The sequence below is a fragment of the Actinoplanes sp. NPDC024001 genome, assembly GCF_040638955.1.
GTDB lineage: Bacteria > Actinomycetota > Actinomycetes > Mycobacteriales > Micromonosporaceae > Actinoplanes.
This window is the reverse complement of the sequence record NZ_JBEZZB010000045.1, coordinates 50,536-63,583: the sequence shown is the minus strand read 5'-3', so window position 1 is coordinate 63,583 and position 13,048 is coordinate 50,536. Positions and strand designations below refer to the sequence as shown.

The following is a 13,048-nucleotide window of genomic DNA, read 5'->3' as shown; positions in this document are numbered from 1 at the left end:
CGCGGGGGGCCCCCAACCCCCCCCGCCCCCGCGTTCGATAATTGGCGCACCCTCGACGTCAGCGTCAAAGGGCGCAATGCCGCCGAGCGACAGCGAAGGCCAGCAAGCCCAGCTCAATAACGGAATTTGTGCTGGGCGCTGCGGCGATTCACCTGGGCCGGTTGTTCGTTCAGGTCCAGGTACGGCGCCCGCTCGAACGGATCGTGCCGGTCGGTGATGTCGCGCATGGTCACCACGAGTCCCTGGACGAGACGGTCCGCCCGCAGATCCCGGTACGTCATCTCCACCAGCACCTGCGTGTCGTCCGGCCGCTGCAGCGCGCAGTGCACCGTCCCGTCGCCCTCGGAGCTGAGCGCCCGCCGTACCCGGGCTCGGTCGTCCGGATGGACCAGCTCGTCGAGTGCGGTGAGCGGCGGCAGCTCGCCGCCGCCCAGCAGGCGCCGCAGCGCCGGGCTGACATAGCGGACCCGGTGGTCGGAGTCGATGACCGCCATGCTCTCGGCCGTGTTCGGAATGACCGTGCGCAGGTAGTTGTCGCTGTCCCGGCGGCCCATCGCCTCGACCAGCGTGATCCGGTCCAGCGCCAGGGCGGCCTCGCCGGCCAGCACTTCCAGGGCGTCGCGCCCGGCGACCAGGGCGCTCTTGCGGCCGGTCAGGATCAGGGCGCCGCCGCTGGGCCGGGCCACGGCGAGGGGTTCCAGCCGGAACGGGCAGATCAGGGTGCGCTCGTCCGCCCCGGCGGCGGGCGCCCACCAGCTGCGGGACTCCGATCCGGGTGGGGCCGGCGGCAGGTTCTCCCGGGCCAGCCGGCCGTCGTCGGTGGCCAGCACCACGCGGCTGACCGTGCCCGGCGGGAGGAGACGTTCGACCGCCGCGCGGACCGCCGCGTCGACGGCGGGCTGGTCGGCGGCGGAGACCAGGGCGGTGTTGGCGGTCCGCAGGCCGTGCTCCCGGGTCAGGGACTGGCTGTGCTGGTGGATCGCGTCGGCCAGCCGGGTGATGGTGAGCAGCAGCGTGACCGCGGTGGTGACGGCGATGACCACTCCGTCGCGGATCGTCCCGGAGAGCGCCTCGATCAGCAGCACCAGCGGCGGGGTGGCGGCGGAGGCGGCGAGCAGCACACTCCAGCGGAACCGCCACGGGCGGGGTTCCGGCGGGCGGGGCTCGGTGAGCCGGACCATCGACGGGTGCAGGGCGGACAGACCCCAGCACAGGTAGAGCACCACGTAGGCCGACTCGGTGAGCGGACCGGGCGCGAGCGGATAGGCGATGTCGCCGGCCAGCAGGCCGATCGCCCCGGTGAGCAGCAGCAGGGCCGCGACGTTGCGCCGGTCGGCGGCGACCAGGCGGGTGGCGACGCCGAGCAGCAGCAGGTCACCGATGACGTCGGCGGCGTTGACCGCGCCGAGCTGCCCGCCGGACCCGATCACGAAGACCCAGATGACCAGCAGGGTCGAGCAGGCGAACGCGAGCAGGTCGATCAGGCGGGCCCGGTCGACGAGCAGGGCGCCGCCACGGGTGAACTGCAGCAGGCTCAGCGCGACCAGGCCGAACATCACGAGGTAGCCGGCGTCGGCGACGTCCCTCCACCCCAGGCCGTAGAAGACGTCACCGGTCGCCAGCGCGGCGATCGCCGCGGCGAGCAGCAACCATGGTGCTTTCCGGTCGGGGCGGTGCCGGTGGACGCCGGCCAGGAGGGCGGCGACACTGCCCGCTCCCAGCAGGATCCATGGGATCGCCATCAGCACGCTCTACTTAGTACCAGGGCGGTTGCACAGTGTCCATGTCGACTTATACGCAGCGCGACCTGGCTATCCCACTGTGAAACATTACGGGCAGTCACCGAAAGTTGCGGCCGCGAGCTAACTGAAGACCTCCGCGACCACCTGGGCCGTGTTGCCTGCGCTGCCGTCCGTGACCGGCTGCCATTTTCCGACCGGCGCGTGCCATTCAAGATCGCCGAAACGTACCCGTTCGAGGCCGGTCGCGGAGGCGTGCGAGACCAGCCAGTGCGCGTACCGCCAGCCGGTGTTGACGTTCGACACGTCGACGGTGAGGCCGGCCGCCCGGGCCGCCGCCGTGCTCGGCAGCTTCTTGCCCCAGTCCAGCTTGAGGCTGGCCAGCAGGGCGGTGGCCGCCTCCGCGCCGCGGACCGCGGGGGTGCCGCTGACCGTGCACTCCACCGCGCCGGTGGCCCGGCCGGTCAGCGCGGCGGCGAGCACCCGGGACTCGTCGGCCCACTTCTCATACGCCTCCGGGTAGGCCGAGCGCTGCACGGTCTGCGCGGCGTCGGTGACCCGCATCTCCTGCCAGCCCTTCACCTTCTTCAGGGCGGAGTAGAACTTGCCGGCCGCGTACCTCGGGTCCTTGATCTGCTCGACCGTGCCCCAGCCCTGGCTGGGGCGCTGCTGGAAGAGGCCGACCGAGTCGCGGTCGCCGTTGTCCAGGTTTTCCAGCTTGGACTCCTGGAAGGCGGTGGCGAGCGCGACGACCACGGCCTGCTCGGGCATGCCGCGCCGGACGCCGACCGCGGCGATCGTCGCCGCGTTGGCCATCTGCACCGTGTCGAGAGTCACCTCGCCGTCGGCGCTGACCGTGCACTCGGGGCCGAGCCTCGGCAACGTGAGGTTGCCGGCCAGATTGTTCACCACCACGACCACGCCGAGCACTCCGACGAGGGCGAGCAGGGCGATGACACCCACCAGCGGTTTGGCTCGCACCCCCACCTCCTCTGTCGTCGGACGCCAAGCCTAGACAACGAGCGCTCACCGTCAGGCGTCACTGGCTCCAGGACACCCAACGGTGTCGATCACGGCGAATCCGGTGCGGGGATCCAGTTCGGGTCGCGCTTCTCCCGGACGGCGGCGACGCCCTCCCGGCCTTCGGCCGATTTGAAGTACCCGGCGGAACGCTCGGCGAGATCGGCCAGCTCGGCACGGATCGGTTCTTTACGCGTACGCCGAAGGAGCTGTTTGGTGCCGGCAAGCGCGAGTGGGCCGCCGCGAGTGAGGGAGGCGCAGTAGCTTGCCACCGTGTCGTCCAGGGCGTCCGCCGCGACAGCGGCCGTGACCAGGCCGATCTCGGCCGCGCGGCGACCGTCGAAGACGTCGCCGGTCAGGTAGAGCTCGGTCGCCGCCCGTGGCGACAGCCGCGGCAGGACCGTGGAGCTGATCACCGCCGGGATCACGCCGAGCCGGACCTCGGTGAACGCGAACGTCGCGTCGTGGGTGCAGACCGCGATGTCGGCCGCGCCGATCAGGCCGAGTCCGCCGGCCCGGGCCGGTCCGGCGATGCGCGCGACCACCGGCTTGGGGAATTCCCAGAGCGCGGCGAGCACGTCGGCGAGCATCTCGGCGGGCAGTTTGTCGCCGGGGCGCGCCGCCGCGGTCTCCTTGAGATCGACCCCGGAGCAGAACACCGGGCCGGTGTGGGTGAGGACGACCACCCGGCACGCCGGATCGGCGGCGGCCGCGGCCAGGTCGTCGAGCATGCCGCGCAACACCGCGGTGGAGAGCGCGTTGCGGCTGGCAGGGTTGTCCAGAGTCAGGGTGCGGACCGGATCCATGTCCGGAACCTTAACTACGCTTGACGGATGGCCGGCGCACTCCCCGATGGCGAACCCGTACCCTCCGACGGTTCGCTCCCCGACGAAGCCACCCGACAGGTGGGCAAGAACGGCTTCGCGGTCTATGTCCATGTTCCCTTCTGCGCCAGCCGGTGCGGCTACTGCGACTTCAACACCTACACCGCCGGTGAGCTGGGCGGCGGCGCGAGCCGCGAGGAGTACGCGGACGCCGTCCTCAGCGAACTGGCCCTGGCCGCGCGCGTGATCGAGCCCGGGGCGGTGGACACCGTGTTCGTCGGCGGCGGCACGCCCACCCTGCTCGACGCGGACGACCTGGCCCGGATCCTGGACGGCATCGACCGGACCTGGGGGCTGGCGCCGGGCGCGGAGGTGACCACCGAAGCCAACCCGGAATCCGTTGACAAGAAGTATCTATCGAGGTTGATCGGAGCGGGATTCACCCGGGTCTCGCTCGGCATGCAGTCGGCTGCGGAGAACGTGCTCCGCGTCCTGGACCGCAAGCACACCGCGGGCCGGGCCCCGCAGGCGGCGATGGAGGCCCGGGAGGCCGGCTTCGAGCACGTGAACCTCGACCTGATCTACGGGACGCCGGGGGAGACCGCGGACGACTTCGCCAAATCCCTGGCGGCCGTGGTCGAGGCGGGAGTGGACCATGTCAGTGCCTATGCGCTGATCGTCGAGGACGGCACCCGGATGGCGGCCCGGATGCGGCGGGGTGAGCTGCCGTACCCCTCCGACGACGTCGCCGCCGACCGTTACCTGGCCGCCGAGGAGGCGCTGACCGCCGCCGGCTTCGACTGGTACGAAGTTTCCAATTGGGCGAAAAAGGGCGGTAAATGTCGGCATAACGAGCTTTACTGGACGGGCGCCGACTGGTGGGGCCTGGGTCCGGGCGCGCACAGCCACGTCGGCGGGGTGCGCTGGTGGAACGTCAAACACCCGGCGGCGTACGCGAAACGCCTGGCCGCCGGCGAATCCCCGGGTCACGGCCGGGAGGTGCTGACCGACGAGAACCGGCACATGGAGGACGTCATGCTCCGGGTCCGCCTGCGCGAGGGCATCCCGCTCGACCGGGTCGACCGGGCGGGCGCCGCGCAGGCGTTCGCGGACGGGCTGCTCGAACCGGAGGCCTACCGGGCCGGCCGGCTCGTGCTGACCCTGCGGGGCCGGTTGCTGGCCGACGCGGTCATCCGGGATGTCCTCACTTGATGAACTCCACCGTCCGGAATGTCGTCACTTGATGAAGCCCGCCGTCATCGGGTATCGGAACGGCTCGCCGTTCATGGCCCGGACGGCGGCGACGACCGGGACGATCCAGGCGATCAGCCAGGCCACGCCGACGACCAGCCAGCCGATCAGGATGCAGACCGCGGCGTAACCGGCCAGCGTGACGATCGCCCACAGGATCTGGAAGTTCAGCGCCTGCACGGCCTCGGCGCGCACCGCCGGCGACCGGTCGCCGCGTGCCAGAAAGGTGACCAGCGGAGCGATCCAGCCGGCTGTGCCGCTGCTCACGAAGGCGCCGAGTGCTGCCAGGACATGGGTCATCACGATCCAGTTGCGGTCCTGCGTTTCGTTCATGGCGGACAGGCTAAGGCTGATGATCGTCCTTTCGATCATCGCGCTGCCGCCCGGGGCGACGTAGACTGGCACTCTATCCGCGGGAGTGCCAACAGGGGGAGGGGTCATATGAGTCTGGATGACCGCAAGCTCGAGGTGCTTCGGGCGATCGTCGAGGACTACGTCGAGACCCAGGAGCCGGTCGGCAGCAAGGCGCTGGTCGAGCGGCACCAGCTCGGCGTCTCCCCGGCCACCGTCCGCAACGACATGGCCGTGCTGGAGGAGGAGGGCTACATCCGGCAGCCGCACACCAGCGCCGGCCGGGTGCCCACCGACGCCGGTTACCGGCTCTTCGTCGACCGCCTCACCCGGATCAAGCCGCTCAGCCCGGCCGAGCGCCGCGCCATCGAGCGCTTCATGGTCGGCGTGGTCGACCTCGACGACGTGGTGCACCGCACCGTCCGGCTGCTCGCCCAGCTGACCCGCCAGGTCGCCGTCGTGCAATATCCGAGCCTGGCCCGCTCGTCGGTCCGCCACCTCGAGCTCGTGCCGATCTCCACCACCCGGCTCATGCTGGTGATGATCACCGACACCGGCCGGGTCGAGCAGCGCCTGGTGGAGATGCCCGGCCCGCTCCCGCCCGACGACGTGTGGGAGCTGCGGCGCCGGGTCAACGAGAAACTCGCCGGTGAGAAACTCGCCGACACCCCGCCCCTGGTGCAGAAACTCGTCGACGAGTGCGCCCCGGAGCGCCGCGGTGACATGGCCTGTCTCGCGTCGGTGCTCCTCGAAACCCTCGTCGAGCGCAGTGAGGAGCGCCTCGCGCTGGCGGGTACCGCCAACTTGACACGCGGCGGTGTGCTGGACTTCCAGGGCACGCTGCGCCCCGTCCTCGAAGCCCTCGAGGAAGAGGTCATCCTGCTCAAGCTCATCGGCGACCTCGAGCCCAGCACCACCCGGGTCCGGATCGGCGACGAGAACGAGATCGACAACCTGCGGTCGGCGTCCGTGGTGAGCAGCGGTTACGGACCGGGTGCGACGATCGTTGGTGGGCTCGGTGTCTTGGGCCCCACCCGCATGGATTACCCGGGCACCATCGCTACTGTTCGTGCAGTGGCACGCTACGTTGGCGACCTGTTGGCACAGAATTGACGGATTCGCGCAGACATTGAGGACTCCAAACCCCGTGGCCAAGGACTACTACGGAATTCTCGGCGTGAGCCGGGAAGCCACCGACGACGAGATCAAGCGCGCCTACCGCAAACTGGCTCGGCAGTACCACCCGGACATCAACCCGGACCCCGAGGCGCACGAGAAGTTCAAAGAGATCAACGCGGCGTACGAGGTCCTCTCCGACGACCAGAAGCGGCAGATCGTCGACCTCGGCGGTGACCCGCTCGCGCCCGGCGGCGGCGCACCGGGCGGCCCCGGCGGCGCCGGCCCGTTCGTCGGTTTCCAGGACATCATGGACGCGTTCTTCGGCACCGCGGCCGGCGGCGGCTCGCGGGGCCCGCGCCCGCGCACCCGGCCCGGCGCCGACGCCATCCTGCGCCTGGAACTCGACCTGGTGGAGACCGCCTTCGGCGTCGAGGCGCCGATCACCGTCGACACCGCGGTCCTGTGCACCCAGTGTTCCGGCGCCGGCACCGCGCCCGGCACCCACCTGGCCACCTGCGAGGTCTGCGCGGGCCGCGGTGAGGTCCAGTCGGTGCAGCGCACCTTCCTCGGCCAGGTCGTCTCGTCCCGCCCCTGCGCCAACTGCCAGGGTCACGGCACGGTCATCCCGAGCCACTGCCCGACCTGCGCCGGCGACGGCCGCATCCGCACCCGCCGGTCGCTCACCGTCAAGATCCCGGCCGGTGTCGAGGACGGCATGCGCATCCGCCTGGCCCAGCAGGGCGAGGTCGGCCCCGGCGGCGGCACCGCCGGCGACCTCTACGTGGAGATCCACGAGCGCCCGCACGACGTCTACTCGCGCAAGGGCGACGACCTGCACTGCCGGGTCACCCTGCCGATGACCGCGGCCGCGCTCGGCACCCGGATGACCATCAAGACCCTCGACGGCGAGGAGAACATCGAGGTCAAGCCCGGCACGCAGCCGGCCAGCACGCTGCGCATCCGCGGCAAGGGCGTGCCGCACCTGCGCGGCCAGGGCCGCGGCGAGCTCTTCGTGCACCTCGACGTCAAGACGCCGACCAAGCTCACCGCCGACCAGGAGCGCATGCTGCGCGAGTTCGCCAAGACGCGCGGCGAGGACGTGGCCGAGCTGAGCAAGCAGGGCGGCTTCTTCAGCCGCATGCGGGACGCCTTCAACGGCCACTGAAAGATCAAGATCTCGATGTCGTAGCTGGGTGGGTGGTCCAGGCCGTCGCTCCCGCCGAGGGCCGGGCGCGGGCGGCCAGTCGCCTGGCGGCTCCTGATCGGCCACCCACACCCGGCGACGTGGGTGCCTGGTTGCGCTCACCCCTCTTCGTCGCGCCCCGTCCGGGCCGCGGCGCAGAGGCATGGGGCGATCAGGCGGACGACGTGCCGCGCGGGTCGCAACCCGCTGAGCCACGTGCCGCGCCCGTCGCGACCCGCTGAGCTGCGTGCCGTGCTGCTTGCGGCCGCTGGGCTGCGTGCCGTGCGCGTCGCGGCCGATGGGCCGAAGGTTGGGAGGCGTGTGGGGCGGTCCGGGAGGGCGGCTCTAGGGGGTGGCGGAGCGAGGGTGGCCGAATTGGGGCGGCCCGGAGAGCCTGCGACCGCCGTCCGCCCGGTAGCGTGCGAGGGTGTCCGCACCGCTGTTCCTGGTCGAGAACCTGCCCGCCGGATCTTCGTACACGCTGGAGGGGCCGGAGGGGCATCACGCCGCCACCGTGCAGCGGCTGCGCGTGGGTGAGGCGCTGATCCTCGCCGACGGGCGCGGCGGGACCGCCCGGGCCGAGGTGACCGCGGTCGGCCGGGGCAGCGTCGACATCATGATGCTGAGCTGGGCCGAGGAGCCCGCCCCCGACCCGCGGCTGGTCGTGGTCCAGGGCATCGCCAAGGGCGACCGGGGCGAGCTCGCCGTGCAGGCGATGACCGAGACCGGCGTCGACGAGATCCTGCCGTGGGCGGCGTCCCGTTCGGTGGCGCAGTGGCGGGGAGACCGCGGTTTCAAGGCGCGCGACAAGTGGGCGGCCACCGCGCGGGAGGCGGCCAAGCAGGCCCGCCGGGCCTGGGTGCCGACGGTGGCCGGCGACCCGGACTGCTCGACGAAGCAGGTCGCCACCCGGCTGGCCGATGCGGCGGCCGCGTTCGTGCTGCATGAGGAAGCGGCCGAGCGGCTCACCGCGGTGCCGCTCCCGGAATCCGGCGAGATCGTGCTGATCGTCGGCCCCGAGGGTGGCATCAGCGACGCTGAGCTGGAAGCCTTCCGCGCAGCCGGCGCCGTGCCGGTGCGGCTGGGCGGAGCTGTCCTGCGCACCTCTACCGCGGGAGTGGCCGCTCTGGCCGTGCTCTCCACCCGCCTCGGCCGCTGGTAGACGGTCTGGCGGGAGGCGGGAGGCGGGACGTGGCCGGGCCGCTGGTAGACGGTTTGGCTGAGAGGCGGGGCGTGGCCGGGCCGCTGGTAGGTGGGTCTGGCCGGCTTCGTGCGTCCGCATGGGTCGAGGTAGGCGCTCCGGGCGTGAGCGATGCTCACGCCCGGAGCAGCGGTCAGCCGACGGTGATCGTGGCGGTGAGCCGCGGGTCGTCGAGCGCGTGCGCGGCGATCACCGTGTACGAGCCGGCCACCCTCTGCCAGCCGCCGTCCCACACCTGGAACGCGCGCTCCGGCAGCGGCACCCGCACCGTCACCGTCTCGCCCGGCGCCGCCTGCACGTTCGCGAAGCCGGCCAGCCAGCGCTCCGGCCGCGGCAGCGGGTTGCCGTCGCCGGCCAGGTAGATCTGCACGACCTCACGACCGGTGCGCTCGCCGGTGTTCGTGAGCGTCACCACCGCTTCCGTCCCGGTGACGGCCAGTTCGCCGTACGCCCAGGTGGTGTAACCGAGACCGTGACCGAAAGCGAACAGCGGCGTGGCAGCCGAGCGCAACCAGCCGCGATAGCCGGTGAAGATGTCTTCGTCGTAACCGAGAGTGCCGCCCGAAGGGCGCACCTCGAGGACCGGGCAGTCCTGCTCCCGGCGCGGCCAGGTGGTGGGCAGCCGGCCGCCCGGCTCGGCGACGCCGAGCAGCACGTCGGCGAGCGCGGCGCCGGCCTCCTGGCCGGGGAACCAGGTGAGCAGCACCGCCGCGGCCTCCTCCGACCAGGGCAGCAGCACCGGCGAGCCGGCGTTGACCACCACGACGGTACGCGAGTTAGCCGCCGCCACCCGGCTCACCAGCTCGTCCTGACGTCCCGGCAGGGCCAGCGAGATCCGGTCGAAACCTTCCGATTCGACCTGTTCGGTGGTGCCGACCACGACCACCGCGACGTCCGAGCGGGCGGCCAGCTCGACCGCCTCGGCGATCAGTCCCTCCTCGTCCGGACCGGGCGCGCGGTGACCGAGCGTGGTGGAGACCGAGTGCGCCATGCCCGGTTCGAAGCTCTGCCGCAGCAGCACCGGGACCGGTACGCCGGCGGTGAGCGTGACCGGGAAGCGCTGCTCCTTGGGGTGCAGCAGCAGGTCGGCGCGGCCGGTGCCGGGCGGGTGCAGCGAGCCCTGGTAGACCTGCTCGCCGCCGACGATCAGCTCGAACGCGCCGAATCCGGAGATCGCGAGGACGTGCTCGCCGGACACCGCCGGGGTGATCTCGGTGCGCAGTTCGAGGCTGGTGACGTGCGCGACGTCGAGGCCGCCGGGCAGGTCGCCGATCCAGCGGACGGTCGCGGTCTCCACGCCGAACTCGTGGTCGGAGATGCGGAAGGTGAACGGCGCCCAGTCCGGGCCCTGCGCGGGGGGCAGGAACGGGCGCGGGTCGGCACCGATGGCGTACGCCACGTCCACGCCCGGCAGCGCCCGGCGCAGGCCGTCCAGCGGCGAGATGACGTGCTGCGGGGTGACCTGCGCGCTGCCGCCGCCGAGCACCCGGGCGTCGGTGGCGAGCGCGCCGATCACCGCGACCCGGCTGAGGCCCTCCGCGGCCAGCGGCAGCGTCGCGTTCTCGTTGCGGGCCAGCACGAACGAGCGAACCGCGACCTCGTGCGCCACCGCCGGGCCGTCCTCGTCCAGCGGAACGTCCGGGGTGGGGAAGCCGTCCAGCGCTCCGGTGCGGGCGGCCAGCCGCAGCACCCGGCGGACCTTGTCGTCGATCAGCTCCTCGGCCACCTTGCCGGCCCGGACCGCTTCGACCAGTTTCGGCCCCCACGGGTTGTCCATCGCCGGCATCGCGATGTCCAGGCCACCGAGCGCCGCGGCGACGGTGTCCTGGGCGGCCCGCCAGTCCGACACGACCGCACCGTCGAAGCCCCACTCCCGTTTGAGGATCTCGTCCTGGATCCGCCCGTTCGAGGCCATCGGGTCGCCGTTGACGCCGTTGTAGGCGCTCATCACGCCCCACCCACCGGCCTTGGTCACCCGTTCGAACGGCGCCAGGTACAGCTCGCGCAGCGCCCGTTCCGGGATGCGGACGTCCACGGTCATCCGGTCGGTCTCGAAGTCGTTGCCCACTAGGTGCTTCACCGTGGTGCCCACGCCGTGCGCCTGGACGCCGGCCACGAACCCGACCGCGATCTCGCCGGTGAGCAGCGGGTCCTCGGAGTAGCACTCGAAGTGCCGGCCGCCGAGCGGCGTGCGGTGCAGGTTCACCGTCGGCCCGAGCAGCACGTGCACGCCCTTGCGCCGGGACTCCTGCCCGAGCAGCCGGCCGGCCCGTTCGGCCAGCGCCACGTCCCAGCCGGCGGCCAGGGCGGTCGGGCTGGGCAGCGCCACGGACGGGTCGTCGGGGGTGTAGCCGGTGCCGCGGACGCCGACCGGGCCGTCCGACATCACCAGGGAACGCAGGCCGATCCGCGGGATCGCCGGCAGGGACCAGAAGTCCTGTCCGGTCAGCAGGGACACCTTCTCCTCGAGGGTCAATTCCTTGAGAAGATGGTCGATTTCGGTCATGAGAGCGCTCCCAAACTTGGCTCGGTGGATCCGCCGTCCATTCAACAGCCAGCCCCTAAGATCCGACAGGTGGAAAACTCCTGCCTCTTCTGCCGCATCGTGGCCGGCGAGATCCCCGCCACCGTCGTGCACCGGACCGAGACCACCCTCGCCTTCCGCGACATCGACCCGAAGGCGCCGACCCACGTCCTGGTGATCCCCACCGCCCACCACGCTGACGTGGTCGCTCTCGCCGCCGACCGGTCCGCCGCCGCCGACGTGCTGGCCGCCGCGGCCGCCGTCGCGGAGCAGGAGGGCCTGGGTGACGGCTTCCGGGTGATCTTCAACACCGGTCCGCATTCCGGGCAGGAGGTCTTCCACGTCCACGCGCACGTGCTCGGTGGCGAGCCGCTCGGCCCGATGCTGGCGACCAGGTGAGCGCAACCGCCCGGTACGAGCGAGCCGCCCGCAAGGCCCAGGCCGACGGCCGCATCCCCGCTCTCTCGGTCGCCCTGCACCGCGCTGACCGCGAGCCCTGGGTCTTCACCGTCGGCGAGTCCGGCGACCCGTCCCGGGAGCTCCACCCCGGCAGCCGGTTCCGGATCGGGTCGGTCACCAAGACGTTCACCGCGGTCCTGGTCATGCAGGCCCGTGACGAGGGGCTGCTCGACCTGGACGCGCCGGTCGGGGACTACCTCGACGTGCCCGCGCACGGCGACGCCACCATCCGCCGGCTCCTCTCGCACACCGCCGGCTACCAGCGCGAGCCGTACGGCGACGTCTGGGACACCCTGATCACCCCGGACGCGGCCCGGATGATCGCCGAGCTGGACCGGGCCGAGCGGGTCCTGCCCAACGCCCGCCGCTTCCACTACTCCAACCTGGGTCTGGCCGTCCTCGGCCAGCTCGTCGCGAAACTCCGCGGCGGCACCTGGGCGGAGATCCTCACCGAGCGGATCCTGCACCCGCTCGGTCTCGCCGCCACCACCGTCGACGCGCCGCCCGAGGCGGTCGTCGGTTACCTGGTCGACGCCTACTCCGACGCGGCCCGCCCGGAGCCGCCGGTCGACCTGGGCGGGGTCGCGCCGGCCGCGCAGCTCTGGAGCACCGCCGCCGACATGGCGAAGTGGGCCGCCTTCCTGGCCGACCCGGGCCGTGTCGACCCGGCCGGCCGGGTGCTCGCCGCCGCCACCCTCGACGAGATGCGCTGGCCGCTCACCACCACCGACGAGGCGCTCTGGGGCGCCGGCTTCGGCCTCGGCCTGATCCTGGCTCCCGAACCGAGGCGGGTGGTGCACGTCGGCCACGACGGCGCCATGCCCGGCTTCCTGGCCGGGGTCTACGGCCGGCGTGGCGGCGAGGGCAACCCGGGTGCGCTCGGCTGCGCGGTGCTCGGCTCCTCCGGCACCGCGGGGCAGACCAACGAGCTGGTCCACGAGCTGCTGCGACTCGCCGTGGAGCTGGATCCGGCCGACATCACGCCGTGGCGTCCGGCGCCGCCCGCGCCGGTGGCCTACCGGTCGGTGCTCGGCCGCTGGTGGAGCGAGGGCACCGAGTTCGTCTTCGCCTGGCACGACGGGCAGTTGCAGGCCCGGGTCGCCGAGGCCCCGGCCGACCGGCCGCCGGCGATCTTCGAGCCGCTGCCCGGGCAGCCCGACGTGCTGCGCACCCGCTCCGGCCGGGAGGCCGGCGAGCTCCTGCGGCTGACCCGCGACGAGGGCGGTGCGGTGGTCCGGATGCACTGGGCGACCTATCGGTTCACCCGGCTGCAGGAGGGCTTCGACGGCGGCCCCGCCTCGTCCGGGCCCGAACCGCGATAATGGCATCGGCGGGCGGGTCGGTGAGCGGATAGGATGGCACGATCCTTGAGCACGC

Annotated in this window: 11 protein-coding genes; 6 read left to right on the top strand and 5 right to left on the bottom strand. The window is 72.3% G+C overall.

Features of this window, described 5'->3' with window-relative positions; translation table 11 throughout:
- Positions 1-113: 113 nt before the first annotated feature.
- From AB0F81_RS19590 to AB0F81_RS19580, 3 genes are all read right to left on the bottom strand, one after another.
- Complete coding sequence (locus tag AB0F81_RS19590; protein ID WP_360199126.1) at positions 114-1,742, bottom strand: PAS domain S-box protein; 1,629 nt, start codon at positions 1,740-1,742, stop codon at positions 114-116.
- Positions 1,743-1,862: 120 nt separating this feature from the next.
- Positions 1,863-2,660 (bottom strand): hypothetical protein, encoded by a 798-nt coding sequence (locus AB0F81_RS19585; protein WP_360199128.1) that lies wholly within the window; start codon positions 2,658-2,660, stop codon positions 1,863-1,865.
- A 149-nt stretch (positions 2,661-2,809) separates the two neighbouring features.
- The gene (locus tag AB0F81_RS19580; RefSeq protein ID WP_360199124.1) at positions 2,810-3,565 is read right to left on the bottom strand and encodes an enoyl-CoA hydratase-related protein; all 756 of its coding nucleotides are present in this window, start codon (positions 3,563-3,565) and stop codon (positions 2,810-2,812) included.
- A gap of 27 nt (positions 3,566-3,592) precedes the next feature.
- Between AB0F81_RS19580 and hemW the strand changes: the two genes are divergently transcribed.
- On the top strand, positions 3,593-4,795 hold the full coding sequence (hemW, locus tag AB0F81_RS19575) for a radical SAM family heme chaperone HemW (RefSeq protein ID WP_360199122.1): 1,203 nt from the start codon (positions 3,593-3,595) through the stop codon (positions 4,793-4,795).
- Positions 4,796-4,819: 24 nt separating this feature from the next.
- On the opposite strand, the gene AB0F81_RS19570 is transcribed toward hemW, so the two are convergent.
- Positions 4,820-5,167, bottom strand: a complete 348-nt coding sequence (locus tag AB0F81_RS19570) for a DUF4870 domain-containing protein (protein WP_360199120.1) — start codon at positions 5,165-5,167, stop codon at positions 4,820-4,822.
- Positions 5,168-5,275: 108 nt separating this feature from the next.
- Here AB0F81_RS19570 and hrcA point away from each other — a divergent pair, with 108 nt between their 5' ends.
- The 3 genes from hrcA (at position 5,276) to AB0F81_RS19555 (ending at position 8,649) form a co-directional block, all read left to right on the top strand.
- Entirely contained in the window at positions 5,276-6,298 is a 1,023-nt protein-coding gene (gene hrcA, locus AB0F81_RS19565; RefSeq protein WP_360199118.1) for a heat-inducible transcriptional repressor HrcA, read from the top strand.
- Between the two features lie 34 nt (positions 6,299-6,332).
- Positions 6,333-7,469, top strand: a complete 1,137-nt coding sequence (gene dnaJ / locus AB0F81_RS19560) for a molecular chaperone DnaJ (RefSeq protein WP_360199116.1) — start codon at positions 6,333-6,335, stop codon at positions 7,467-7,469.
- A gap of 445 nt (positions 7,470-7,914) precedes the next feature.
- Entirely contained in the window at positions 7,915-8,649 is a 735-nt protein-coding gene (locus AB0F81_RS19555; RefSeq protein WP_360199114.1) for a 16S rRNA (uracil(1498)-N(3))-methyltransferase, read from the top strand.
- A 172-nt stretch (positions 8,650-8,821) separates the two neighbouring features.
- Here AB0F81_RS19555 and AB0F81_RS19550 read toward each other — a convergent pair whose 3' ends face one another.
- Complete coding sequence (locus AB0F81_RS19550; RefSeq protein ID WP_360199112.1) at positions 8,822-11,194, bottom strand: glycoside hydrolase family 3 C-terminal domain-containing protein; 2,373 nt, start codon at positions 11,192-11,194, stop codon at positions 8,822-8,824.
- Between the two features lie 69 nt (positions 11,195-11,263).
- Between AB0F81_RS19550 and AB0F81_RS19545 the strand changes: the two genes are divergently transcribed.
- The gene (locus AB0F81_RS19545) at positions 11,264-11,611 is read left to right on the top strand and encodes an HIT domain-containing protein (protein WP_360199110.1); all 348 of its coding nucleotides are present in this window, start codon (positions 11,264-11,266) and stop codon (positions 11,609-11,611) included.
- Positions 11,608-12,993 carry a serine hydrolase domain-containing protein gene (locus tag AB0F81_RS19540; protein ID WP_360199108.1) on the top strand — a complete coding sequence of 462 codons (1,386 nt, stop codon included), beginning with the start codon at positions 11,608-11,610 and terminating at the stop codon, positions 12,991-12,993. Before AB0F81_RS19545 ends, AB0F81_RS19540 begins: the two co-directional genes overlap by 4 nt.
- Positions 12,994-13,048: the final 55 nt, after the last annotated feature.

Excerpts from the sequence above, each read along its gene's own strand:
- hemW (WP_360199122.1), top strand. The coding sequence starts at position 3,593 with ATGGCCGGCGCACTCCCCGATGGCGAACCCGTACCCTCCGACGGTTCG.
- AB0F81_RS19550 (WP_360199112.1), bottom strand. The coding sequence starts at position 11,194 with ATGACCGAAATCGACCATCTTCTCAAGGAATTGACCCTCGAGGAGAAG.
- AB0F81_RS19590 (WP_360199126.1), bottom strand. The coding sequence starts at position 1,742 with ATGGCGATCCCATGGATCCTGCTGGGAGCGGGCAGTGTCGCCGCCCTC.
- AB0F81_RS19570 (WP_360199120.1), bottom strand. The coding sequence starts at position 5,167 with ATGAACGAAACGCAGGACCGCAACTGGATCGTGATGACCCATGTCCTG.
- AB0F81_RS19580 (WP_360199124.1), bottom strand. The coding sequence starts at position 3,565 with ATGGATCCGGTCCGCACCCTGACTCTGGACAACCCTGCCAGCCGCAAC.
- hrcA (WP_360199118.1), top strand. The coding sequence starts at position 5,276 with ATGAGTCTGGATGACCGCAAGCTCGAGGTGCTTCGGGCGATCGTCGAG.